This is a genomic window from Paenibacillus sp. LHD-38, assembly GCF_031157315.1.
GTDB lineage: Bacteria > Bacillota > Bacilli > Paenibacillales > Paenibacillaceae > Pristimantibacillus.
This window is the reverse complement of the sequence record NZ_JAVIFU010000050.1, coordinates 21,745-46,815: the sequence shown is the minus strand read 5'-3', so window position 1 is coordinate 46,815 and position 25,071 is coordinate 21,745. Positions and strand designations below refer to the sequence as shown.

Annotated in this window: 21 protein-coding genes and 3 pseudogenes; 6 read left to right on the top strand and 18 right to left on the bottom strand. The window is 44.7% G+C overall.

Features of this window, described 5'->3' with window-relative positions:
- Window positions 1-103: 103 nt before the first annotated feature.
- From RCO25_RS28545 to RCO25_RS28530, 4 genes are all read right to left on the bottom strand, one after another.
- Window positions 104-637: a hypothetical protein gene (locus RCO25_RS28545; protein ID WP_308999473.1), complete on the bottom strand. Its 534-nt coding sequence runs from the start codon at window positions 635-637 to the stop codon at window positions 104-106.
- A gap of 2 nt (window positions 638-639) precedes the next feature.
- Window positions 640-1,197, bottom strand: a complete 558-nt coding sequence (locus RCO25_RS28540; protein ID WP_308999472.1) for a copper resistance CopC family protein — start codon at window positions 1,195-1,197, stop codon at window positions 640-642.
- A 246-nt stretch (window positions 1,198-1,443) separates the two neighbouring features.
- Window positions 1,444-4,050 (bottom strand): heavy metal translocating P-type ATPase, encoded by a 2,607-nt coding sequence (locus tag RCO25_RS28535; RefSeq protein ID WP_308999471.1) that lies wholly within the window; start codon window positions 4,048-4,050, stop codon window positions 1,444-1,446.
- Between the two features lie 14 nt (window positions 4,051-4,064).
- Window positions 4,065-4,406, bottom strand: a complete 342-nt coding sequence (locus RCO25_RS28530; protein WP_308999470.1) for an ArsR/SmtB family transcription factor — start codon at window positions 4,404-4,406, stop codon at window positions 4,065-4,067.
- A 326-nt stretch (window positions 4,407-4,732) separates the two neighbouring features.
- Here RCO25_RS28530 and RCO25_RS28525 point away from each other — a divergent pair, with 326 nt between their 5' ends.
- Window positions 4,733-4,954 carry a hypothetical protein gene (locus tag RCO25_RS28525; RefSeq protein WP_308999469.1) on the top strand — a complete coding sequence of 74 codons (222 nt, stop codon included), beginning with the start codon at window positions 4,733-4,735 and terminating at the stop codon, window positions 4,952-4,954.
- 485 nt (window positions 4,955-5,439) lie between these two features.
- On the opposite strand, the gene RCO25_RS28520 is transcribed toward RCO25_RS28525, so the two are convergent.
- Window positions 5,440-5,583, bottom strand: coding sequence for a DUF1963 domain-containing protein (locus RCO25_RS28520; protein WP_308999468.1), 144 nt, complete (start codon window positions 5,581-5,583; stop codon window positions 5,440-5,442).
- A gap of 159 nt (window positions 5,584-5,742) precedes the next feature.
- Window positions 5,743-6,636 carry a LysR family transcriptional regulator gene (locus tag RCO25_RS28515; RefSeq protein ID WP_308999467.1) on the bottom strand — a complete coding sequence of 298 codons (894 nt, stop codon included), beginning with the start codon at window positions 6,634-6,636 and terminating at the stop codon, window positions 5,743-5,745.
- A 160-nt stretch (window positions 6,637-6,796) separates the two neighbouring features.
- Here RCO25_RS28515 and RCO25_RS28510 point away from each other — a divergent pair, with 160 nt between their 5' ends.
- Complete coding sequence (locus RCO25_RS28510) at window positions 6,797-7,429, top strand: hypothetical protein (RefSeq protein ID WP_308999466.1); 633 nt, start codon at window positions 6,797-6,799, stop codon at window positions 7,427-7,429.
- A gap of 369 nt (window positions 7,430-7,798) precedes the next feature.
- On the opposite strand, the gene RCO25_RS28505 is transcribed toward RCO25_RS28510, so the two are convergent.
- The 3 genes from RCO25_RS28505 to RCO25_RS28495 form a co-directional block, all read right to left on the bottom strand.
- Window positions 7,799-8,554 carry a class I SAM-dependent methyltransferase gene (locus tag RCO25_RS28505; RefSeq protein ID WP_308999465.1) on the bottom strand — a complete coding sequence of 252 codons (756 nt, stop codon included), beginning with the start codon at window positions 8,552-8,554 and terminating at the stop codon, window positions 7,799-7,801.
- Between the two features lie 317 nt (window positions 8,555-8,871).
- The gene (locus tag RCO25_RS28500; protein WP_308999464.1) at window positions 8,872-9,114 is read right to left on the bottom strand and encodes a hypothetical protein; all 243 of its coding nucleotides are present in this window, start codon (window positions 9,112-9,114) and stop codon (window positions 8,872-8,874) included.
- A gap of 155 nt (window positions 9,115-9,269) precedes the next feature.
- The gene (locus tag RCO25_RS28495) at window positions 9,270-10,535 is read right to left on the bottom strand and encodes an acyltransferase (protein ID WP_308999463.1); all 1,266 of its coding nucleotides are present in this window, start codon (window positions 10,533-10,535) and stop codon (window positions 9,270-9,272) included.
- Window positions 10,536-11,501: 966 nt separating this feature from the next.
- Here RCO25_RS28495 and RCO25_RS28490 point away from each other — a divergent pair.
- Window positions 11,502-12,650, top strand: a complete 1,149-nt coding sequence (locus RCO25_RS28490; protein ID WP_308999462.1) for an IS4 family transposase — start codon at window positions 11,502-11,504, stop codon at window positions 12,648-12,650.
- A gap of 683 nt (window positions 12,651-13,333) precedes the next feature.
- Here the strand turns inward: RCO25_RS28490 and RCO25_RS28485 are convergent.
- The 3 genes and pseudogenes from RCO25_RS28485 to RCO25_RS28475 form a co-directional block, all read right to left on the bottom strand.
- A pseudogene (locus RCO25_RS28485) lies at window positions 13,334-13,699 on the bottom strand (class I SAM-dependent methyltransferase); the annotation flags it as partial.
- A gap of 346 nt (window positions 13,700-14,045) precedes the next feature.
- Entirely contained in the window at window positions 14,046-14,615 is a 570-nt protein-coding gene (locus RCO25_RS28480; protein WP_308999461.1) for a hypothetical protein, read from the bottom strand.
- A gap of 45 nt (window positions 14,616-14,660) precedes the next feature.
- Window positions 14,661-15,134, bottom strand: a complete 474-nt coding sequence (locus RCO25_RS28475; RefSeq protein ID WP_308999460.1) for a hypothetical protein — start codon at window positions 15,132-15,134, stop codon at window positions 14,661-14,663.
- 308 nt (window positions 15,135-15,442) lie between these two features.
- On the opposite strand from RCO25_RS28475, the pseudogene RCO25_RS28470 reads away from it, so the two are divergent.
- Window positions 15,443-16,487, top strand: a pseudogene (locus RCO25_RS28470) (IS110 family RNA-guided transposase).
- A gap of 878 nt (window positions 16,488-17,365) precedes the next feature.
- On the opposite strand, the gene RCO25_RS28465 reads toward RCO25_RS28470, so the two are convergent.
- From RCO25_RS28465 to RCO25_RS28455, 3 genes are read right to left on the bottom strand one after another with little or no spacing between them, the layout of a single operon-like run.
- Entirely contained in the window at window positions 17,366-19,441 is a 2,076-nt protein-coding gene (locus RCO25_RS28465; RefSeq protein WP_308999459.1) for a carbohydrate-binding domain-containing protein, read from the bottom strand.
- A gap of 35 nt (window positions 19,442-19,476) precedes the next feature.
- Window positions 19,477-20,169, bottom strand: coding sequence for a DUF4956 domain-containing protein (locus RCO25_RS28460; RefSeq protein WP_308999458.1), 693 nt, complete (start codon window positions 20,167-20,169; stop codon window positions 19,477-19,479).
- On the bottom strand, window positions 20,162-20,968 hold the full coding sequence (locus RCO25_RS28455; RefSeq protein WP_308999457.1) for a polyphosphate polymerase domain-containing protein: 807 nt from the start codon (window positions 20,966-20,968) through the stop codon (window positions 20,162-20,164). Before RCO25_RS28455 ends, RCO25_RS28460 begins: the two co-directional genes overlap by 8 nt.
- Before the next feature lie 229 nt (window positions 20,969-21,197).
- On the opposite strand from RCO25_RS28455, the gene RCO25_RS28450 reads away from it, so the two are divergent.
- Together RCO25_RS28450 and RCO25_RS28445 are read left to right on the top strand one after the other, a co-directional pair.
- Window positions 21,198-21,872, top strand: coding sequence for a response regulator transcription factor (locus tag RCO25_RS28450; protein WP_308999456.1), 675 nt, complete (start codon window positions 21,198-21,200; stop codon window positions 21,870-21,872).
- A 5-nt stretch (window positions 21,873-21,877) separates the two neighbouring features.
- Complete coding sequence (locus tag RCO25_RS28445) at window positions 21,878-23,167, top strand: sensor histidine kinase (protein WP_308999455.1); 1,290 nt, start codon at window positions 21,878-21,880, stop codon at window positions 23,165-23,167.
- A 118-nt stretch (window positions 23,168-23,285) separates the two neighbouring features.
- Here RCO25_RS28445 and RCO25_RS28440 read toward each other — a convergent pair whose 3' ends face one another.
- From RCO25_RS28440 to RCO25_RS34960, 3 genes and pseudogenes are all read right to left on the bottom strand, one after another.
- A complete protein-coding gene (locus RCO25_RS28440; RefSeq protein ID WP_308999454.1) occupies window positions 23,286-23,432 on the bottom strand; it encodes a hypothetical protein in 147 nt (48 codons plus the stop codon).
- A 372-nt stretch (window positions 23,433-23,804) separates the two neighbouring features.
- On the bottom strand, window positions 23,805-24,866 hold the full coding sequence (locus tag RCO25_RS28435; RefSeq protein WP_308999453.1) for an FtsW/RodA/SpoVE family cell cycle protein: 1,062 nt from the start codon (window positions 24,864-24,866) through the stop codon (window positions 23,805-23,807).
- A gap of 45 nt (window positions 24,867-24,911) precedes the next feature.
- Window positions 24,912-25,046, bottom strand: a pseudogene (locus tag RCO25_RS34960) (permease prefix domain 1-containing protein); the annotation flags it as partial.
- Window positions 25,047-25,071: the final 25 nt, after the last annotated feature.

Here is a 25,071-nt window from a genome sequence, read left to right as displayed (position 1 = left end):
CGGAGGACCTCCAGTACAACCTTCGTCTTAAACTCTGAGGTATATCGGTTCCGTTTTTCCATTGCTTCATTATAACTTATTTTTCTTCCTCCCGTGTCTCAACCTATGGGAGCATTATACCATTCCAATGATTCGTTCTGGGGTTCAGCCAACCAGCCATAAGTAAAGGACCCACCCATAGCGAAACTGCCATCAAATGCACAGTTTGAGCAAGAATTCCCCAAGTACCATACCAAGAAGCAACATGGCTAGACCATCCCTGTGCTACCATGAGAAGGGAGAGAATGAATAATATTGATTTCAATCCCCCAGTTCCTTTTACACGGCTATTAAGCATGATAACACCTGCTAAGAGTATAGACAGCGTTAATGTAAATAAGAAAGCTCGTCCTTCTGTAAAATCAAGCAACACTTTTCGAAAGGTTAAACTCCATCCGATATCTTCTGCAAAGAACGAGACAATTCTTAATATAGGGAAAAATGAAAAAAAACCTATTCCTAATGCGACAACTGCCACTACTTTATGAGATAGTTGATTAACCGGACGATAATTCTCCGGTACAAGGCTTAAAAGAACATAACCACTCACAATCCCAAAGCATAGATATAGGAAAGGCTCAGCAGCCCAATACCACATTACTATTTCTTCCTCCTCTTACCGAATATAATAACGATCAAGGCAACTGTGATTACGCCGGTCACGATCCAAAATCCTGCTTGTTCACGATCCCGAACTAGCGCAGTATCTCTGTCTTCAATCATACTCTCCTCTGTGCTAGGATCTGTAGGTTTTATAGACGGCGATGGTGCTTGCGATGGCTCAGTGGTTTTAATAGGTACAGTGACAGTAAAACTGAAATCGCCTTGAATAGGATGCCCGTCTCTCCCAACAATTTTCCATTCGACCGTATAAATACCATTTGGAATACCTTCTACAAATGTACCGATCATTCGATTATCTACGATCTCCGTGTTTCCGATTGTGAGCTCATTCCCGCCTTCCTTTATCAATTTGAATGAACTTAAAGGCTCCACTTCTGTATTAAACTCCATCACTATTTCCTTAGTTTCGATTGTGACTTTAGCGTCTGGCTCAGGTGAAGAATTCTGAAGCTTCGTATGTGCCGATACATATGATGGAAACACATTAAGTAGCGATATAAATAATAGAAATGTCAAAACATAAACATGACGCAAAAAAATTCCCTCCACGATATTTCATATTTGAAACGTATTTATTATATAAAAGAAAACTGTAAATGGGTGTTATACTCCTATTCCTTTGTTTATTACTATCTTTGAAAAAAAGAAGAGGTATCGCATAAAGAAATGCAGTGCAGCCCTGAAATTTCATCAGTTAAACCCGGGTTTTAATCCGATGTCCATTCTAAGTGCTGCACTTCATTTTAACTTAGACGGTTTGTTTATTTCTATTTCCGAAAATTAATCCCGAATTCTCAATAGTCTCATGCTATTCAGAATTACGAGTAATGCTGCACCTGTATCGCTTATAACAGCTAACCAAAGTGTAAGTAAATCCGGAAAAATGAGCATTAAAGCTACTGCCTTAATTATTAATGAAAACCAAATGTTTTGTTTAATGATACTTAATGCTTTGTGGCTAAGCTTAACGGTGTGAGGTAGTTTTTCTAAATTATCTGCCATTAATATGATATCAGCTGTTTCCATGGCAGTATCGGTCCCAGCTCCACCCATTGCGATACCTAGATTTGCTGTTGCCAACGCAGGAGCATCATTGATTCCATCGCCCACCATAGCTACCGTATGGCCTTCTGCTTGTAATTGTTGAATGCTCTTTACTTTGTCTTCGGGCAACAGTTCGGAAAAATAACGATTCACTCCAGTATGAGCAGCCACTTTTTTTGCTGCGCCCTCATTATCACCAGTCAACATAACCACTTGTTTGACACCTGCACTTTGAAGTTCCTTAAGTGCCTTAACAGAAGACTTACGCACCGTATCCGCAACAGCGATTACACCTAATATGTGATCATGCGTCCCAACAATTACGATTGTATTCCCTTCTTGTTGAAGTGCTTGAAACTGTGATTCTTTGTCCTTATATGGTGTGTTTATTTCTTGGAACAACTTCAGGTTTCCTGCAAAATATTCCTGGTCTGCGATTGTGGCGCTTACGCCTCTTCCAACCAGGTTCTTGAATCCTTTAGCTTGAACAGAGGAATGTCCATTTTCCTTAGCATAATTAACTACTGCTTTAGCAATGGGATGTGTTGAAAATTCTTCCAAAGTCTGAGCTATTGATATTAATTGGTCTTTACTTGTTTCAAAAACAATCACTTGCGAAACGCTCGGTTTTCCCTCTGTTAATGTACCTGTTTTATCAAATGCGATTGCAGTGATTTTCCCGGCTACTTCTAAAAAAGCTCCGCCTTTGATCAACACACCGTTCTTAGCGGCATTCCCAATTGCGGATACAATCGCTACAGGTGTTGAAATTACCAACGCACAAGGACAGGCAATAACTAATAATTCTAGTCCTTTATAAAACCATTCCCCCCAAGATCCAAAACCAAATATAGGTGGAATTACCATAAATACAAGTGCAATAACGAATACAATTGGCGTGTAGATCCTAGCAAATTTATCTACAAAAGCCTCTGTTGGCGCTTTTTGTTCTTGTGCTTCTTCAACAAGGTGAATAATTTTAGAAAGTGTTGTATCTTCAACCAGTTTAGTAACGGCTATTTCTAAAGCACCGTGTTCATTAATCGTTCCTGCATATACAACATCACCATTTTGTTTATCCACTAGAATGGACTCGCCTGTTATTGGTGCTTGATTTACGCTGGATTCTCCGGCAATGACTTGCCCGTCTAGCGGGATTTTGTCGCCAGGCTTCACCACTATGATATCTCCAATAGCGATGTCTTCAACGGGCCTTTGAATCAGCTCACGGCCTTGTTTGACATAGGCTACGGGAGGAGCAAGATTAATCAAACTTCGAATGGAATTGCGCGTCTTTTCAATGGACCTCGTTTGAAGCAAATTTCCTAATGCAAACAGCCATACAACGGTAGCCCCTTCAAACCATTGTCCAATAATCGCGGCGCCGAGCACCGCTACTGTCATGAGCACGTTCATATCTAATGATCTGCTCTTAACCGCATAAAAGGCACTTCTTGCTGGTTTAAACCCACCAATAACGATAGCTGCTGCATAAAGCACATTGATAAAAATAACAGATAAACTTGTGTAGGAACCGAGTAAGCCTAAAAGAAGCAGCACGCCTGATAAAACGACGGTATTCGATGTTCGTTTATCTTTTATTGCAACGGTTAACCGTTTGTTAGAATCTAAATAAGCCTTGAATCCGGTCTTTGATACTTCATCTATAATATTTTCTACTGAACTGTCATGATCGATGATCATCTTTCCAGTTGAGAAGTTGACACTCACACTTTTTATATCCGAGTTATTCTTAAAATGGTTTTCTATCGTCAATGCGCAAGAACCGCAATCCATTCCTTCAATAATGAAAGTTTGAGCTGTTCCCGTTCCTGTTCTCTTTTGCTCCATACTTTCAATGGTATAACCTAATTTTTTAACTAATCCCGGTAATTTTTCTATTGCAGAAGCATCTACTGCTACGACTCGCATTTTACCCGTGCTGTAATTTACGTCTACGTGGGTTATTCCTTCTGTTCTACTCACTGATTTTTCAATCGTCATTGCACAAGCAGAGCAATCCATTCCATGGACCATATAATGAATACTTTGATGATCAATATTGTCAGGAACAATTGTATTTGATTCTTCCTGTTCTGATGCTGCACTGCAACATGCATCTTCACATACGGGAGGGTTATTTACATTTATCACATTTAAACTCTTTTTAAAAGTTGGTTTATTTAGTTTAGGGGGCTGAGAATTACAGCATTCATCTTCGCATTTCGCATCCATAGAAATGTTATTCACTATTGTAAGGCTTTTTTTAAACTTGGTTTCTTTTTCAGGAGTAAGGCTTTTATTGGAGCAACAGGAATCTTTTTTCTCATCATCAGTGTCCATTCTGTCTTCCTCCCTTATACTTTCGAACAACAATCTAATTCATCATTTTTTTCACATGCAGCGACTTCGTTTTCAACTTGATTGAAAACATCATTCATTACATTTAGCAAATGACCAATCTGATCGTTTCGCAAACTATAATAAATAAATTTGCCTTCTTGACGACTGACGATTATTCCACAGCCCTTTAAGCATGCCAAATGCTGAGATATGTTAGATTGATTACCTTTAATTTGATCCACAATTTGAGATACGGTTTTCTCTTCGTCCTTAATCAATTCAAGTATCTGAAGTCTTGTTTTATCACTAAATCCACGCATGAATTTGGCTTTTACATCACACTGAGCTAATAACATAAGACATAACCTCCGTAAACGAATTAGAATTCACTAATATGACTATTATATTAGCATCCCCTAATATGTGTGTCAATTATATCCTCTTTCACTCTCATGGGAATATCCTTGTTACTGGCATCAAAAAATAGCTTCATTGAAGATTATCATTCGATGTTTATTATTTATTTAGTATTTAGTTTGATGGAGTAATTTATGAACACCTGTACAAATGGAGATTTTTTCATGTTGGCAGGATTATATAATCATTAAGGGACTGTTCTCTATGAGTACTACGACCAACGATTTGTACAAAACAAATGAGATTGTTGCGGAATCAGGCAAATATGTTTTTGCTGCAGGAGAAACCAGGGAATTTCAAACCTGAGAAAAATTTTCTGATTGTCCTCAAACAAATGAACCAACAACCGTGGAGGCATGTGGATCAACAGCATAATACGGAAGATTACATAACCGAGGCTGGTAAATTCATCGATAATGATGGTCAACAAGTAAATCTTATTGTAGGAGAAAAGTTCCCTTCTTGTCCGAAATCGGAAAAGCAATGACTTGGAAGCATGCATAAATTTATAAACAAGAAAGAGGCCGAATATCCGGCCTTTTTCTTGTTAGATGGGGACAAATCTCCAACTTTTCAACGAAAATTCTAGCTAAGATATCAATAGATAAATATCTCATCGGGAATCGGAACACATTATTGTCATCATTCGGCAATCGGTACATATTCTTGACATTGTATTTGGACAAGAATTTGTACCGATAAAATAAAAAAACCGCGATTTACGCGGTAATTAATCGGCTTATATTCTTGTCATCCGACACCACATTATACATGTTGTTTTTCCCTGTTAAATATAATAAGTATCAAATTAGCAATAAAACCGTTCCTCTTTTTGGAGGTACGGTTTTATTTTTTGGGAACGGAATCAACTAAGGTTGCCGCAGCCGCTGGTGGTTAATTTTTCTCTTTCAGTAACCGCATGCTGTTCAATATTACTGTCAATGCTGCTCCTGTATCACTAATGACGAAGATCTAGGTGTACTGCAAGATGACCCATACATGCTCAAAATTCAACTCCGCAAAGTCTTGCTCCCGGATCCAGAAATAAAGGCGGCCCTCGTCTCCCCATCCCGTTCCGGTCTCTGAGTCGCGCTGCATCAAAAGGTGCTCCAGCAACCTCTCCTCCTTGAAATCCTTTACCTTCTTTGCAAATTCCGATGTCTCTGAGAACATATTCCGTAACTCGTAAACATCTAACCATATGCGTTTTACTTAACTTTGACCCGCAAGAAGGACACTTCACCAACAAGTGCCTTTCATGCGGATCATATGTGTTCAATGGCCGTCCTGCTTGAGAAAGAAAACAGCGAGCCGCGCTGCCAGCTCCTTCTGTGCGTGGCTAATAAAGCGGTCAGAACGGTAGACAAGTACCAGATGACGGAATGGCGTGTGCCCAACAATCGGAATGGATACGAGGTCTGAGTTGTCAGGTTGTCCTCTGATCAGGTGCTCGGGCTGTACAGTTCCCCCTATTCCAGCACGAACGAGCTGCAGCAGCGAGGTTGCCGTGCTTGTTTCCATGACGGTAGTTAGCGAAAAACCATGTTCTCTACAAGCATCCTCCACCAGATCCCGGCCAAGAAAGCCAACAGGGTACATGACAAGCGGAATATGCTCTAAATCCAGAAGCTCAATTTGTGTTTTGTTGGCAAGAGGACTTGCACGGTTAACAAGCAAATTGTAGGGCTCTGATCCGAGCGGCTCTTGCACAAGTCTTGTGTCGGGAGGGCTTTTTAAACCGATGCCGATATCTACGTTGTTGCTCAGAACCTCTTCTTGAACATGGATCGTGGATAAGGCTTGAAGCTGGATTTTGGGATATTTTTGGTGAAAATAAATTAACAACGGCACGAGCTGGAAATCCAAATCCGATGGAAAAACACCTAGGCGGATGCTGCCTCTTTCTCCCGCAAACAGTTCAAAAATGGCGTTTTTGGCGTCTTTTTCCGCTTGAATCATTTTCCCGCCGTGTAACCGCAGCAGCTCGCCGGCTTCCGTCAACATAATTTTTTTGCCGATTCGATCGAAGAGCGGCATACCGAGTTCGCCTTCAAGTACATGAATTTGCTGGCTTAGGGTAGGCTGGCTGATACCAAGATATTCGGCCGCTTTAGTAAAGTGAAGATGCTCGCATACAGCCAAAAAATATTGAATATGGCGGGTATCCATCGACTGGTCTCCTTATAATAGTCATTTACTATCATAACAATAGAAACAATAGTATTGATCAATGTTACTGCATTCACTATACTCAAATTACACAAGGTATTAGTCATCGATAGGCTACTGTAAACGATACAATCAGCCCTGAGAATGAGAGGTGTACAGCATGAGACAGTCTAATATCGATAACGGAATGACCGAGAGCATCTATATTTTGCTTACTGATACAGGTACTTTGTTTACGAGACTGATTAAAGGATTTACCAGCGCACCGTATAATCACGCATCCATCGTGCTGAATGAGGAGCTGCAAGATGTGTTTAGCTTCGGTCGAAAAAAAGCAAATAATCCATTAGTTGCTGGCTTTGTCAGGGAGGATGTGTATGAGGGAACCTTCCGCCACTTTCCAGGTACGCGCTGCGCGCTGCTACGGCTAGCTGTAACGGCAGAGCAGAAAGCTGAACTGATACGTATTATTCGCAATTTTGAAAAAGATAAGCATCTTTACCGTTATAATTTAATCGGTCTGGTCGGGGTGCTGTTTGAGCTGGACCTACATCCCGTCCATTCCTATTTTTGCTCACAGTTCGTCGCAGAAACGATGCGTTTAAGCGGTATTCAGATGTGGGACCGTCCATCGTCGCTGGTCACGCCAAACGATATTCTAAAGCAGCCTCAATTTCAAATTGTTTATGAAGGACCGCTTTATGAGTATCCGCTGCTCAACCGTCAGAAGCTTGGCTTTGAATCAAAAGGTCAAATGCCTCCAAGACGGCTTCGGAAACGAAAGATATCGTAATGAAGCAGGTGAAATTGACTAAAATCGATATGAATCAGAATGAGGAAATGCACCTTTAAATTCATGGTGTTGAACTTCTTTCATGTTGATTGCTGCAAGCGTCTGCAAATCAACTAAAGTCACATCAGATAAATTGGTACACAATATATGTCCTTGTTACTGTTGAATAAAATAATAAGAGTGCTGCCGGCCGAATATAAAGTATTGGACTCGCTGTGTTGATCCCATACGGATTATCACTCCAAGCGCTAGGTTCTAAAAATAAGTAGCGGCAGCCTTGGACTGGTAAATATAATCCTAGGCTGCCGCTTTGCTGATTCAACTAACGTTACCCGTTAGCACAATGATTCTCTATAATCGAAGCTTGATCTATACTTCTCCCCAAAATATCTCAGTTTCATAATCGAATAGAACAAAACCATCCTGATTATTCCTATCAAATAGATTTCGCAGTTCCGTCATCATCGGATTGTAATTCGGATGCCCGGGTACAGGGCTGTAGGAAGATGATAGCAACCGGCCTCTCAAGCCCTCGAAATCGAATTCCTGACTCATTCTGAATCGCACTTCACGCATCGTACCTTCCTTGAAAAAAGAGAGAAGCATCGTCTGAGAAATATTTTTATGATTGACTTTTTCGTAGTCGGTTCCGTATGTATGAAGCAGTTGATCGTACTCTTCACGAAATGAAGTACCGTTTGTAAGACGGGAATTCCAGATTAGTATTACTCTCCCACCTGGCTGTAGAATTCTACGGAACTCTGTTTGCGCTGCTAAGCGATCAAACCAGTGAAACGCTTGTGCGCAGACAATAAACTCAACCGACTGATCAGGTAATCCAGTAGATTCTGCAGAACCTGATATAGTCTGAAAGTTCGGATTGCTTTCTAACATTTGCTCGGCGGCTTCCCGCATTTCCTGATTCGGCTCGACCGCGATCACATGGCTTCCGCGTTCCAGAAGTAGCTTTGAAAAGATCCCTGTACCGGAACCGATGTCTGCTATTTTACTGTTCGAACGCAAACCGACGAAGTCGTACAAATAATCAACAGCCTCTTTCGGATAGGTCGGGCGGTACTTCAAATATGAATCGAACCGGTTCGAAAATCTTTCTCTACTGTTCATACTCGTCACTCTCCCAGTATTTCATTAAAAATGTTTTTTGAGCATAGACAGGGACGAATTTTGGAAAAGAGTACAGAGCGCTCATGCCGACTGGAAAAAATCCAAAACCGACGCTCAACTCAACGATTCGTTTGGACCTTCCGTATAAATGCAAAAGACCGGTCAGACGGGCACATTTTTTAATAGTGTCTATCTGGCCGGTCCGCCGTTCTAATAAGTGGGCTAGATCGATGAATAATTCAGATCTGTACCGGTGCTTCCAATAAAGACTAAAGCAATTATGGCGATTAGTAAAAAAATGGCATAGAAAGCAGTGCCTATAATTCCGCATACAAGTCCGGCAATCGCCAAGCCGCGGCCTTGTTCGCCGTTTTTTTGATTTCCTTAAAAGATAAACTTGCATACACGATAGAAACAATACCGATAAGAAATCCAAGATAGGGCACAACTATAGCGAGAATACCAAGAACAAGCGCCACAATCGATTTACTGTTTGTTTTCGGCAGCTGCTGCATCGGTTGATAATATTTATTATGCGGCTCGTTCGGAATTTGATCCATTGGAGTCCTCCTTTCGGTCTAACCGTATTTTACCAGTCATTATCTTTTCCCACAAGATGAGCATCCAGCAAAAATAACGCTTAATAGTAAGAAAGTAACAGATTTAATATCGTCAAAAAAGGGACATCACGAAGTGACGTCCCTTCAACATTTTACTATTTCTCCAAATTCAGCCGGCGTTTGTTTTGCACAACGGAACGGCTTGCCTCAGGCGCCTTCGGCTTTCGGCGGCCCGTTGGGCCGACCAGCCATCGTCCGAACGGCAGCTTTTCCAGTAAACTGGCTAATCCGATCGCTCCTGCTGCAACCAAAATAAATGTAATCAACGCCGCAGGCAGATGATACCCGGTGAGATGCAGGGGCCGTGTTACCCCGCTCGCCAGCATGAGCACAAACGCGTGAGCCAGAAAACCGCCGAACGAATGCCTTCCGATAAACAGCAGGATGCGGTAAAGCACGCCTTTCCTTTTCTGCAGCAGCAGCGCGGCTCCGTACAGCAACAGCAGCTGGGAGACGATAATCGCAAAAGTAGAAGGCTTCAAATAGGTGGAAAGATTCAAATTGATCCGCTCCGATGAGAAGCGCAAAACATCATAGCCGAGCCAAATATATGCCCCGATGAAAGCAATCATCGTCCAGCCCATAGCATCTCCTACGAACTTCCGAAACCGGTTCAAGCCGAAGGCGCATACGCTCCCCATCAGGAAGTAAAATAAGTACATGACAAAATAATAAGAACGGTTCACGATCAGCTCCGCCCAAAAACCGCCTACGGAAGCGGCCCAGTCAGGCATTTTGTAGTAGGACAGCCACATCAGCGCTCCATGCAGCAGACCAAGCGCCAGGGATATCCCCGCAACCTTGGGAAATAATTCATCTTCCGAATTGGGCCGCAGCCTTGACCGGATTGTTCCAACCATCCGGGAAAACAACGGGAATAACAAATAAAACTGAAAAATCATAAGGATAAACCACAGATGGTAGCCGTATGTCGGCTTGATCACCTGCTGAAAGATACTCGTCCAAGCCGATGGCTGCATGAGCTTTCCGCCGAATACCCCTTCCACCGCTATCCAGTAAATGATCGTCCAGATTAGAAAAGGAATAAAAATATCGCCGAACCTTTTTCGGATAAACGAACGGTAATGCAACTTCCCGCTGTAATTGTAAAACAAAATCAGACCGGACAGAAATACGAATGTCGGTGTCCCGAACCGGGTGAAATGAAACAGCATCGCCAGCATAATCGAGTCAGCCGGCAGGATGTCGGGCCGATAAATATACTCCGCAATGCAGTGCTGAAGCGCCACCGCCAAAAAGGCAAACGCGCGAAGAAGCGTCACTTCTTCGATCCGCTCTTTTTTCTGACGAACCTCCGGCCGAGGCGCTTGCCGTTCCATTTCCGCTTGCATATTTTCCATGATGTCACCTCTATTCTCAGTTGGCAAAAGATAAACTGATTATAGCGGACAATCATTAGAGGAAGATTAATTGGCACAAATTAACGCTTTCCGGTGCTCTTATCCCTTCACCGATCCAGCCAGACTGGAAACAACATTTTCATCGTATCTTTCGTAATAAATATTTGTGCAAGCAGAAACTCGTTCCAAGTCGCCATAAAATCGAAATTAAACAAGAGTCGAAATTGCAGGGATAGACAGCTGAAGGATAATCCGGAAAAACTTGCTCATATCTCCGCTCCGTCAATCAATGCTGCCTCATCACCAGCCCGTTCTATGCCCTGCCGAAGCAATTTCAATGGAGCAACATCGAAAGCTTGGGATCAAGGAAATCTGAGCATGTATATGAGAAACACGGTATTCATTTGTTTGGTAAAAGTGCCCTTAGGGATCATAATAGAAGCTCTTGCCGCTTATGCACTAAAAAGAGTCCCATCGTCTTAATTCCTTTCTTTCATTTATTTCTTACTCCTTATTCGCCCTGAGTGCTGCATAATTGCTCGCTTTAGCATCCAGCATAATCTATTTTTAACTTCCCACAATTACTTCATCGGGAACGTGTCCATGTTCTTGTCACTCGTCGGGAATGGGATCAAGTTCTTTTCATGACTTATTGACAAGAACTTGATCCCATAAATCGAAAAAGCTGCAATTTATGCAGCTTCCAATGGGACAATGTTCTTGTCTTCCGACAATTTTCTATATATGTTGTCAATGTATGATTATCTCTAAATCAGAAATAAAATAATTTCACTCTTCCGATCTTCGATTAGTAATAATTCAACATTCATATCATTGCACTAGCGTTGCATTAATTTTATCTGAATCTTCATAACTTTCTGATACTTATTCATACGAACGCAAAAAAATCCTTTACAATGGTTATGGGAGGTAGTTCCTGTCCATAATCCACGAAAGGATTAGCGCATGGATAAGAATACCCTATTCACTTCATTTGGTAAATGGCTAGCGCCAATTTGTACAAAAACGTTCACAAATCAGATCGCTGAAACCGGTCAGGATAAATATGTGAAAAAGCTCACAACACCTGCTTATCTAAAACTGTTCCTTCACGCTCAATTGCAAGGACGTGACGGTCTCCGAGACATTGCTGACGACGTGTTATGCAAGGAATTTCAGCAGGAACTCGGGCTTGAATCAATCAGTGCTGCGCAGCTTTGTCGGAAGCATAATCAGGTTGATCCTGACCTGCTTCAGTTGGTCTTCGAGCGATTGGTCAAGCAAATTCTAGCACAGAGAAATCCCGCAGCCTTCCGCAATGACATGAAAATCATCGATTCTACCACCATTTCGCTCTGTTTACAGAAATATAAATGGGCTGTGTTTCGCCAGTCGAAGGCGGGAATTAAGATTCACATGCGCCTCTCCTTTGTTGGCGAGCAAGATGTATTACCGGAAAAGGCGACCATCACACCTGCTAAGAAGAATGACCGTACACAAATGGATTCGCTTATTGATGAAACAGGCGTAACCTATGTCTTTGACCGCGGCTATGTGGATTACGATGCATTCAACAGGTACTGCAAGGACAACATTCGCTTTGTCACACGCTTGAAGAATAACGCTGTTATTGAGCCGCTGGAATCGTTTGAAATCCCACCAGACAGTAAAGTAGTTGTGGATGAAAGAGTTCGTATTGGGTCACCACAAAAACGGGTCAAGCACGATCTTCGCATGATTCAAACTGATGATTCGGAAGGGAATTTACTCGTTCTAATTACCAATCGATTCGATCTGACCAGTGAAGAAATCAGTGAGATGTACCGCAGCCGTTGGGCGATCGAAACGTTCTTTAAGTGGATGAAACAGCATCTTCAGATCAAGTGGTTTTACGGAACAAGCGAGCGAGCCGTACATAACCAAGTATGGATTGCGCTTATCGCTTTTTGCCTATTAGCACTGATAAAGTTGAACATAAAAGCGGGGCATTCCTTGCTACAACTCAGCCGCTGGCTGAAGACACTGCTGTGGCGACCCTATTCGGAATGGATCGAGCGAATAAAGCGACAACCGAGTCGAACATCTGCAGGTCGTAGACGTAAAGAGACTTCATAGTGACATCAGGCTAAGGACTAGTTGAAGAACGTTGATGAATAAATATACATAAACTACCAAATGGACAGGGCTACCTTTAAGGGATGTTCGACCTTTTGGATTTCGAGTTGAAAATTCGTTTTCTGAATTTTTCGATTATAACGGATCGGATGTTTATGCAACGCTAGTGATATCATTGATAGTTGGTTTCTGTTGGTTTCTTCTGGTACGCTGGAATAAAAAAAGCCGCCTTAACTTTGGCGGCAATACTTCAATTTATGTCATCACAACTTGCTGTGTTCCATACTTCAAAATACTCATCAATTGTTTGATAGCAATCGTCTTTTTCTATATTAATAGCTTTTAATACGACAGAATACAGTTATGCGTTATATTTCCATTTATCTAAAGAGCGTTTCATTCCGCCGCCAAACAACTGAAGTGCATTAACTCCCATAAGAATAACATTTGATCTTTCGTCAATCTGTGCTCATAGATGAAACTCTTCTGGCGACATATACCGACTTAGGTTCAGTTCAGTTTGTTCAACTATCGTATTCGTTAGCTTAACAAGCCCCACGCACAGTAAAGTACGGGGGCTTATGTGATTTATAGTTTAGTGGCTTGATAAACGAATTTCTGATTGCCGCTTGTTGGAATTTTTCCATCCTCAAAATCTGCACAAACAATGACATTGGAAAAACCAACGCTTTCAAGGATGTACTTGAATTAAACGAACCCCCAGGAATGATGATTGCCTCATACTTATGTGGCAAAGAAAGTTCCTGCAAGTTTGCTTCATATAAGTTGGTAGTTAATCCGCGTTCATCACATCGGCTTCGGCATGAAGCCAACATTTGCGTGGAATAGTCCACTCCCTCTACGATCAGGCCAGATTCAAGAAGAGGAATGATCACGCGTCCTGAGCCAACCATGGCCTCCAGAATGCGTCCCTTACAATGTTTAAGCTTTTCGCGATAATACTCAACATCTCCGCTGAATGATTGACCAATTTTTTTGGTTAGGTCATAGACCTCCGTGCAGAGTTCACCGTAATTACTAAAAGACATATATGCTTTCCCTCCGTGATTTGGTTTTTGCACGGAAGAGATCAGCGCAAGCAACTATCCCTTCCGCACCTCGAAAATAACTGCGTCGCCAACTGATTTAATAATGGTTCTCACGATAATCACTCACTTTCTAAAAGGATGCTTCCAAATTACACCATAGGAGAATTTTTGACAATAGGAATTTTAGGCCTTATTAGACAAAACTACCCGTTATCGTAGCGAAGGATTGCCATGTGGCAGCCCTTCAGGGGTGGAACTATCGTTACCCGTTTGAGTAACAAAGTGTATCGAGATGCCCCGATAGTTTTTGTTTATTTTTACATGACTGTGAAGCATCTTTACCTTTTCACTTTTCGAATGTAAATGTATTAACGATATTTTCAAATTCCGCTTTCGTTAATGGTGGAATTTGACCATGAAATTCATAAATATGCTCCTTGTCGACATAAATGATATTTCTAAGCTCGGAAATATTAGTAGGTCGAACATATGCTGATTGTATTGCATATTTATAAACCGTAAAATCACCTTTTGTTTCCTTGGTTACATCCTCAAAAAGTTTGTTATCTGCTTCTTCAAATGAGAGTTTTCGTTTGATCTCTGAATCCAACCATTTTTCCACACCCTCATCAGGGATAACATGTGTTCGAAAAGAGATATATTTTTCGGTGGCACTTTCTTGCAAAGTACTATCAGTAATTTTATCCCATGATGCAGGATATTGAATAGTCCAGCCATCGTTACTTTGATATTTCAATAATTCTGATGGAACTTCCGAAGGTACTCCGCTTTCAATCGGATGACTCGTTATTACTGGAGTTTCTGACGTTACCACTGTCGTTTCAATATTGTTTGAACAAGCAGTTAACAAAGTAATAATCGCATAAAAAACAACAATTGATATCAATTTTTTCATTTCATCCTCCAATTGAAAAATATGATAAACAGATTGTTCTTTTTGTTATTCTTGACTCTTTATTTTAGGCAATTTCCTTGCATTCCCATCTACATAACACATCTTATGTCCTTCTTCATTTATTCGAGTTTTTAAACTTATGTAAACATATGATTCATCTTTTTTTTGCCAATATAATTTTGCTTCCGTTCTGTCGTGACTAAAAAGTAAACCTGGCATGAAATCTCCAACCTCAAGATTTTTTCTTTTCTCCTCACCATTAAAAGCCTCAAGAAAAAAAGACTTTTCCTCATTTGTTAAAGTTGGTAAGAAAATCTCATGCAATGTTCTTATGTCCGTAAATGTCCAATCAGTTATATTTTCTTTTCCTTCACTGATGATTTGATTCTTTCCATTCTTCCATGTTGTTTGCATTTTTTTCTGAATTGCATGTACTTCCGCTGCTCTTTCAGGAGCTACAGTGGGGGTGAATTTATCAAATGAGACTTCCCCATAAACGATTGCACCAGTACCAGGCAAGTGCTAAGGTTGTTATTGTTTTGCTTGGTTTCAATTTTGAAACCTCCTTTGGTTATTGATATGGCATACGCTTTACTTTTCCCACGCCTATATACTCCAAAATTTAGAATCAACACCTATTATAGACGTTATGCTAAATTATATTGTTGCATATCAAATGCAGGGAATTTTATTACGTTAAACTGCCCGTTAGCATTCCTGTAGAGCGTTAATTATCAGCTTTGCAAAAAAAGAAGCGCCTCGGTACGATGGGAGTACGCAACGGGTCATAGCCCTAAAAATCCCATCATCCAGGAGGACGCTCTACTATGAAGTTTAAATCGCAGGACAAACAAAATCAACGCATTGAAAAAATTACTGCTCAGCATTTAGTTGTCGGGATCGACATCGCTCAATCCGCATCTCGTCAAAAAGAACAAAGAAAATCGCGACAATACGCCCTCAAAGAGTGACAGAAAGGATGCACTCGTTATCGCCGACATGGTCAAGAACGGTTACTACTCAGAAACTCGCACGACCCCCGAAGCATTCGAGGATCTACGTGTGCTTCTCTCTAATCGTGACTTCGTCGTCAAACGACTTGTTAGAACCAAAAACCAGATTCACCGCTGGGTTGACGTTGTTTTCCCTGAACTACGCCACGTATTCAAGGACATCACATTTATCGGTTCCATCGCTACGCTTCGCCTCCTCCCTACTCCAACGGAGCTCAGTAAGCTGCAACCTCAGAACCTGATTCAGGGATGGAAAACCATCATGAAACGGCCCCGTGGTGCTAGAAAAGCAAAAGCACTCATCGAGCTGGCCAACCATTCTGTAGGATCTCCGTCAGCTTCGCACTACTACAAGCTTCACTTGAAACAATTGCTCGCCGAGTACGACCTTGCTTACGAACAGCTAGAGGTTGTGGAGAAGGAAATTTCAACCGTATTAGAACGCATTCCCTTTGCAAAATCCATCCTCGCGATTAAAGGAATTAGTGTCATTGCACTAGCAGGTATTTTGGGTGAGGCTGGGGACTTAAGCGGATTTGTTCACGGAAATGCTTTGCTGCGCCATGCAGGACTTAACCTCGCAGAAGCGAGCTCAGGCAAATGGACGGGGTAAATGAAGATTAGCAAACGCGGACGATCCCGCCTTCGCCGTTTCCTCTTCATGGCTACTATGAGTTTGGTCATGAACAATTCGGAGTTTCAAGCGATGCATGCCTACAATGTGCAATTCAAGAAGATGAAGAAAATGATGTCCATTATGTAACTATGCGGTAAATTGCCTAGAATACTAGTCGGGATGGCGCGCAGCGGTCAAGCCTACATGCCACAAAAAACGTTACCGCTCTTGCAAGCAGCTTAACCTAACAACCCGTTTCGTTGTACGAGTTTTGGCTTATTCGCAGGATTTCAAAGAAAGCACGGAGTACCGGATTCATTAAACCAAAGGGCACCGACCCGTACCGTTAGCAAGACCGGCCTCCTCCCCTTGGATAGGCGTAACGAAGGAATGAGAGGGCTTTGACCCGTTAAGACATGGGAGTGAAAACCTCCAAGGGCGGCGTGGAGAATGCGTGCAGTAAATGGAAGTATATGGGGCGTCAATATTCCCCCTTTATTCCCGTGCGCCTTCACGTTGCCGAAGTCTAACACGGCGTTCCCCTTCTTGTCTTTCAGCCCTTACTAACCGGGCGAAATCCTGCGAATAAGCGAGCATTCGTGAGAAAAACATATCGTACCACGGGAGCTTAATGACGCATTTTCAATCAATGCTTTATATTCTCTAATCACATCTTACTCATGAATACTACGGCAGCACTTTTGTATTAGAATAGACTACATAGTACTGCATGATCTCTCTGTGGGGAATGGGAAAATGTTCTTGTCACTCGTCGGGAATGGGTTCAAGCAAACTTGTAACCGTGACGAAGTACAGAATCGTGCGCTCAAGACGACACCATCACCGCGCTCTTCGCTTGAATCGTGTAGCGAGGGACGGATAACGTTAGTTCAATGAAAACAGCGGCAGTCTAAGACTTTATTTTTCAAGTCTTAGTCCGCCGCTGTTTAATTATTTGTCAAGTCCAATAGTTAAATTTAGAAGGCTGAAGATTTTCAATCTTATAAACCACATTAAATCAAGCACTTCAGTCTAAAACTTCATTTTTTTGAACAATAATGTCGATCCGCTTGGGAGCAGCTTCTTACCGTTCGCGAATAATCCTTACCGCGCGTGATACCTTATTGCGCCTGCGTACCGGTGTCCGTCGTTCCTTGCGGTGCGGCTTCAAGGACCGTGCCATCAGCCGGGGGCTGACCGCCCTCGCCTCTCATCGGACGCTCACCGCCGCCCATGCCGCCTCTGCCTCCGCCCATGCCCATGCCGCTCTGTGCAGTCGTTACGCCCGACTCGTTCACCCAAGTCACAGCGCTCGTAATCTCGAAGCTGACGACCTTCGTACCGCCCGTGTACTCGCCGCCCTCATACAAGCCGTTCGTTTCGGTACCGGTAGACGAGCCACCCGAGTAAATTGTGTACGTGCTTCCTTGCTTCAGGTCAGGCGAGCTGATCATGATCGATTGGAACGCCTTTGCCGGAGCGACCGTCGCGATCGCGTTTCCTTCGCTGTCCTCGAGGCGTACCATCGTTCCAGCTTCCAGTGCCTGCGGGAATGTCATGAGTACCGATTGCTGCGTCGACGTATCGGAAGTCGATTGCACCATGCCCGAGCTGCCCGCGGCGATCAGGTAGCCGCCCGTCATCTCGAACGTGCCGTCGTAATCAAGCGAGCCGTTGCCCGCATTGGTAGGACCGCTAACGGTTACCGTGCCGCCGCTCATCGCGATCGAACCGTTTGAGTCGAGTCCGTCGCCGGTCGCGTTCACGTAATACGTGCCTCCGGTAATCGTCAGCATGTGCGTTCCGTCGGTAATCGTGTTCTGTCCCGCACGTCCGTTCACGGACGAACCGTCGTTACCGCCTCCCACGTTTACGCCGTCGTCGGACGCCGTTACCGTCGTCTCGCCGCCCGCCAGCGTAATGACGGAGCCTTCGATGCCTTCGTAGCTCTTCGTAATGTTGATTTTCCCGCCTGCGATCGTAACCGCCGTATCCGCATGGATGCCGTCATCACCGGTTGTGAGCATGAGCTCGCCGCCAGCTATCGTCAGATTGCCATTACTGTGGACGGAGTCGTCCGCTGAGTCGATCTCGAACGTGCCGCCTCCAACTTGAATATCCGTACCTGATTTCAGCCCTTTGGCACTTGTCGATTCTTCTTCCGTTACCGCCGCATCCGTACCGGTCGCCGTGCTTGCCGTATCTGGCGCAGCTTGTTGACCGCCGCCCCAGCCGCCGCGCTCTTCGACATGCGTCTCTCCGTTCACGCTGCCGCCGCCAGTGATAAGCGAGAATGTACCGCCATTAACCAGCATTGATGTTTCCGCTTGAAGCGCGTCGTTGCCGGACGTAATGTCGAACGTGCCGCCGCCGATGGCAATAATGCCTTTGCCTTCTTCTTCTGCGTTCGTCGCTTTCACGCCGTCTCCGCCCGCTTCCACCGTAAGCGTCGCACCTTCCAGAGCAGCCACGCGGTCTTTGCCCAGTATGCCGTCGTCTACTGCTTTAACCGCGATCGTACCCGATACCAGCTTCAAGTCGTCTCTGCTGTTGATGCCGTTGTTGAAGTTGCCTTCCACCGTCAACTTGCCCGTTCCGTTAATCGTCAGGTCCGCCTTGCTGTACAAGGCAGCGTTCGGATCTTCGGCGGTCGCATCGGCATAGACGTAGTTCGTGCCGTCCGACAGCTTATTTTCCGTGCCTTCTTGCAGCGTCATGACAACCTTGCCCGCTTTCACAATATACAGCGGAGCACTGTCGTTATCATGCAGCTCCACGCCGTTCAGGACCAGGTGTACCGTGCCGTCCTGCACGTTCACCGTCAACTGGCCGTCGTTCAGTGTGCCGCTTAATACGTATGTGCCGGCTTCCGTAATGCTCACCGAACCGCCTTCGCCTGCTGCGGCTCCGGCTCCCGTCACGCTAGCTGATGTGCCGTTTAAAACAATCTTCGTTGAGCTGTCTTCGCTCCACTCCGTGTTGTAGTCTTCATCGTCGAGCTCCACGAGTTCGTCCATCGACAATTCGGTTGTAGCAACCGCTGCTGTCTCCGTCTGCTGATCCGTCGAAGCGGTCTCCACGACCGCCGCATTGCCGGATGCCGCCGTATTATTGCTGCCATTGCTGCAGGCCGAAGCCAGAAGCACCGTGCACAAAGCGATTACGCCTACATAATGTTTTATTTTCGTCTTTTTCATATCGATCTTCCTTCCGAATTGTAATTGTTGTAGCATTAGTACTCGGCCTGAGCCGTAGGGACCATCGTCAGGGACAAATCCAAGTTGCCATTGCGGCATCGGATCGCGTCGAGGAATTCCTTCTGGTTCGTGTTCTGATCCAACGTTACGGTGTAGACGAGCTCATACAAGCTGCCAAGCTCGGTCGTGCGGATTTTTTTCATTTCATACGCAACACCAAACGTAGCGAATACTTCGGCGAATGCTTCTTCGTAGCCAAGGTTTTCCGGAATCGTGACTTTAAGCAGCTTCTGATCCGACTTTCTCGCTCCGAAGTTGGTTTTGCTCAAGATGAACATCAAGCCGCAAAGGATTAAAGTGAACAATACCGCGTAGCCGAAGGCGCCTACGCCGCAAGCCAGACCGGCCGCCATCGTGAACAGGACGTACGCGATATCCTTCGGATCGCCGGGCGCGCTTCGGAACCGGATGATGGAGAAGGCTCCCGCAAGGCTGAACGCTCGGGCAATATTGCTGCCGATCAGGAGAATAATAATGGCGACGATTGTGGGCAGAATGATCATCGTTAGCGTGAAATTTTGCGAATAGCCGGTCGGGCTCGTCTTCATGTAAGTGAAGCTGATAATGGCGCCAAGGGCGATGGCGATCAGGATCGTGACGATGGAGCTGCCAAGCGTCATCGTGGTTGTCGTGGAGGTCGGATTGAACAAGGTTTCGAAATCAAACATAGAGTACACGCTCTCTTTCCATAAATGGTGTTGTTTTTGTCGTTTGGGTAGTCGGTGTTGTTTGCACCCGCAACGTCGGTCGCGCGTTGCCGTGTCTTACCGTCTTCTTGTATTCGTTACCGTATTTGGAGAAGCTAGTGCGGTATAATCCGTGCTCCGATAACAGCCGTGAAAGCCACAGCGGAATCGTATTCTCCGCCTTCACTTCCATTAGCCACATGTTGGCAGGGTCCAGAAGCTCACCATGATCGCCAAGCTCCAGTCCCAGGTCGTACCGGCGATGGCGGATGTTCGTGTCGAACGTGATGCGGAGGTCTCGGCTCTCCTTGCTAAACATCGCCTTCCGCTCGTAAGCCAGATACACCTTCGGTTCGAGCTCGTAGCGGCAGAGGAAATATTTGATTTCCTCGATCACTTGCTTGTTCATGTAAGGCTGGAATACTGGCTCGATCCCGGTTCGCACGAACTCGTACGCTTCGTTCACCTTCAGCCCCGTCCTTCGTTTGTTGACGAGACCGAATACCTTCTTCTTCATCTCCAGGTACACCTTCGCGTCGCCGCTTGGCACGCCGTACGCTCTCAACCGTAGCTTCTCCTTGTATTTCGGCTTCGACAAGCTCGTCCGGATAAGCGAATCATGCGGAGTATCAAAGTAGAGGTTGCTGATCGAATAAAATTCATGCTGCTTGTTATAATCGTCAAGCCCCATATAATCAAGCAGGTCGCTATAGAATCGAAGGTACGCATCATGGTCCAGCAAGTATTTGTTCTCGTAACGGTTGAACACTTCAATGGCCATCCTTGTTTCATTCCTTTCCGCGGTTCGCTGTGTTCTCATCTCTCATGTCTGTATCTTAGTCCCCCAACCTTTAATGAATCTTAAATCGATTTACAATTCCTTAAAAAAATTGCGTTTCCTATATATAGCTACCTGAAGCGATTGAACGAAAACAGTTAAGGTTGGCTAAAGGTTCGCTTGCTATAATGGGGTTATCAAGTCTAGAAAAACAGCAAAGGATGAAAAGCCGATGCGAATTTTAATCGCGGAAGACGAAATACATTTGGCGGAAGCCTTATCCCAATTATTGAAGAAGCAGAACTACTCCGTGGATATCGTCCACGACGGCAGATCCGCTTACGATTACGCGCTGAGTGGCATCTACGATCTCCTCCTGCTCGATGTCATGATGCCGGAGATGGACGGCTTCGCCGTGCTCCGCAAGCTGAGGGGGGATGGCGAGGCGACGCCGGTCATCCTGCTCACGGCCAAAGGCGAGATCACGGACAAAGTAACCGGACTCGATTACGGTGCGGATGACTATATGGCCAAACCGTTCTCGACCGAGGAGTTGATGGCCCGCATACGCGCTGCGCTAAGGCGTAAGGGAGAAGTCGTCCCGGAGGACGCGCTGATGTTCGGGGATATTGAGCTGAATACGACGCTATTGAAGCTGACCGTCAAAGGCAAGGAATTGAAGCTGAATTTGAAGGAAAGCGAGCTGCTCGAGCTGCTTGTGACGCGGAAGCTGGCGGTCACGTCGAAGGAGCAAATTATCGAAAAACTGTGGGGCTTCGATTCGAACGCGGAATACAACAATGTGGAGGTGTACATCTCTTTCTTGCGGAAGAAGCTGACCTTCCTCCATTCGTCCGTGAAGATTGCAACGATCAGGGGCGTTGGGTACATCCTGGAGGTGACGTGAGTAGCATGTTCAAAAAGCTTAAAAACCGATTTCTCCTGCTGAACCTGATCACGATCACCGTCATGATGCTGGCTGCTTTCATGGCCATTTATGCCATCACCTATCAAGACGTGAAACGCGACATCGATATGGAGCTTCATCAAGTTTCAGAATTTTATCATAAACAGCAGGACGGACCTAGACGGTTCGAACCGGACGATGACGGCGCATCACCTCCGGATGAGTTCCAAGGCGAGCCACCTGCAGGCATGGAAGACAACGGTTGGCGACCCGAACGGTCCGTATCGTTCAAACTGGAAGCGGACAGCTCCGGCACGTTAACGAGCACCGACTCGCGGTTTGATATGGAGGAGTCCTTCTACCAAGAGGCACTCGAGAAGGCACTAACTACGGGTAAAACCACGGGTCAACTCAAGCTGGACGGCAATGAATGGGCGTTCATCGTTCAGCCGTCCGCTGCTGCCGGCAACATGTTCGTCTTCACGGATGTCACCGCGCAGCAGGGCATTTTGACGAATTTGATTTATACGTTCGGGGCCGTCGCACTCGTTATGCTTGTCGTCATTTATTTCATCAGCCGTTATTTCGCCAGCCGATCCATTGCTCCGGTTAAGGAGGCGTTCGAGAAGCAGAAGCAGTTTATCGCCAATGCTTCCCACGAACTGAAGACGCCTCTTGCGGTCATTCAGACCAACGCAGACGTGATGCTCGCAAACAGCGAGGATACGATCGTAAACCAAGCCAAGTGGCTGCATGTCATTAAGCAGGAGACGCTTCGCATGGCCAAGCTGACGGGCGATCTCCTCTATCTGACCGAGATGGAGGACTCGCGTTCCGTCATGATACGCGCCGAGTTCGACCTGAGCGAAGCAGTGGAGACGATTATGCTGACGATGGAAGCCGTTATTTTCGAGAAGGAGCTCCAACTCGACTATGATATTGAGCCCGGACTGACGGTGAACGGCAGCAGCGAGCAGATCAAGCAGGTCATCATGATCTTGCTCGACAATGCCATCAAATACGCGGGTACACGTGGATCGATCGAGATTGCGCTGAAGAAACAGCATCAGGATGTCGTCCTGTCGGTCACCAACACGGGCGAAGGCATAGCCTCGGAGCACTTGCACCGGATCTTCGACCGATTCTATCGGACGGACGCTTCCCGCTCCCGCGCCCAAGGCGGCCATGGACTGGGTCTTGCCATTGCCAAATCCATCGTCGATCAGCACGGCGGCAAGCTTTACGCGAAGAGCGAGCTTGGGGAATCGACGACTTTCTATCTGCATTTGGACTAGAGGCCCTCGAAACGAAAAAAAATCCCTTACGACCGTTTCAGCGGTCGCAAGGGATTTTTGATTTTTGTCGTTTCGGGACATTCTATAATTACAGGCCGCGTCGAGCCGTCGAATAACTTCAACCGCCCTCAGGGTCCAAGTACATGCCGCAGCCTCCATAGGTGACCTTCCAGTCGATATGATCTGACAACGTCTGACCCATTCCGAGTTCGACCGAAGTCTCTTTCTGCACGGTAAAATAAGTTAAATTCCGCGAGATAACCATCGGCAGTTCTTGTCGCCGTCCACTAGGAAAAACAGCGGCGTTCCCACGAGGAACGCCGTTACCGATAAATTATGGTGTATGACACCATATGATAATCCAGACGAGACAAGGGATTGAACCGATTTTTCATACAATTGATCCCATAAATGACAAGAACTCGATCCCATTCCCTACGTTTTGTATTTGGTGTCATACACTATATATCTCCATTTTTCGAGGATAAAATAATAAGTTAGTTCCCTTCCCGTGCTGAAATGAAAAAAGCCGCCATGGCATTGGTGGCTACAATCAATTTGAGCCATTTCATTCATACTGTGCCACATGTACTTTTGCCATATCGATCCCTACAACGAGCTGTGTTTTGTAATTCTCTCAATCCGTTGATTTTGTCCGTCTGTGAACGGATACCATGCCTCTGCGGCGGTATATACTAAGAAGCAGGCCCATAGCTGCGAGTTGGATGATTTGATCAGTACCTCCATAGCTTAAAAACGGCAGTGTGATGCCGACAAACGGAGCATATCCGAATATCATTGCAACCGCCCAGATAAATTGTAAGACAAACAGTGCCCCTATGTTTGCAAACACAAGCTTGCCATATTCGTCCTTTATCTTTGTGGAAGCGATGATAGTCTTGCCAATAAAACCCATAATTAACAAAAGAACGGCAGCCCCTGCTATCCAGCCGAAATAATTTATGAAACTAGGAAGGAACCCATCGGCTTGAGGATAACGAATAGTCATAGGAAATTCACCTTTTCCCCACCATCCGGCAGATTGCATAGCATCCAAAGAACGCTTGACCACATAATCGCTGTCATACGGATCATCAGTCTGATTCAAATATCTGAATTCTCGTGTAAACATATTGTTCTTGCTTATGAGAGCGTAAGCCATCAACAAAACGCTGCTGCCTACATAGGCAATAACCTGCCAAGCATAACCCTTCGTTAGCCACAAATAAAAGATAAATATCAGCGAGTACAAGGCGGCCATCGTAAAAGAGTTTGTTTTCATTAATAAGAGAATAGGCAATATCCCTCGATAAGCGATAAGCAGTATACTACCTTTCCAGTCATGTTCCCTCAACAGTTTGATTCCGGCAAACCCTACGATCATAATCAATATCGAAACGGTCGGAATATAGATTAAAAAAGGACCGTAGTACCATGCAGACTCTCCATTCACATTAGTACCGAAAAAATTCACCCATATCAGTAATAAAACTCCAAAACCAAATATGTACTCCGAATATTTCTTTATTTTTTGATAATCACATGCCCATAGGATAGTCATCAAAACAGCACCAATACTAATATGAACCATTTTACGATCAAAGAAATCCATGTATCTTGTCGGTCCTGTACCGGCGATTTGAAGACTATACATGGCCAGCAATCCTACTCCGGATAGTAATGCGATCAAAACAAACATGAACCAATCCTTCCTAGGACGGTGAGTATGATCGAGCTGTCTTCCGATTTGGTAGGGCTCACCCATATGAGAAACCGCTAGATCAACTGCTTCCTTTTCTGTCATTCCGTTAGCGAGGTTTTCTTTTACTAGCTCTTCAAGATGTGCAGATAATTCCTCCCTGATATCATAGTGAAGCTTTTTGGCTCTGACTTGGCCTCATACT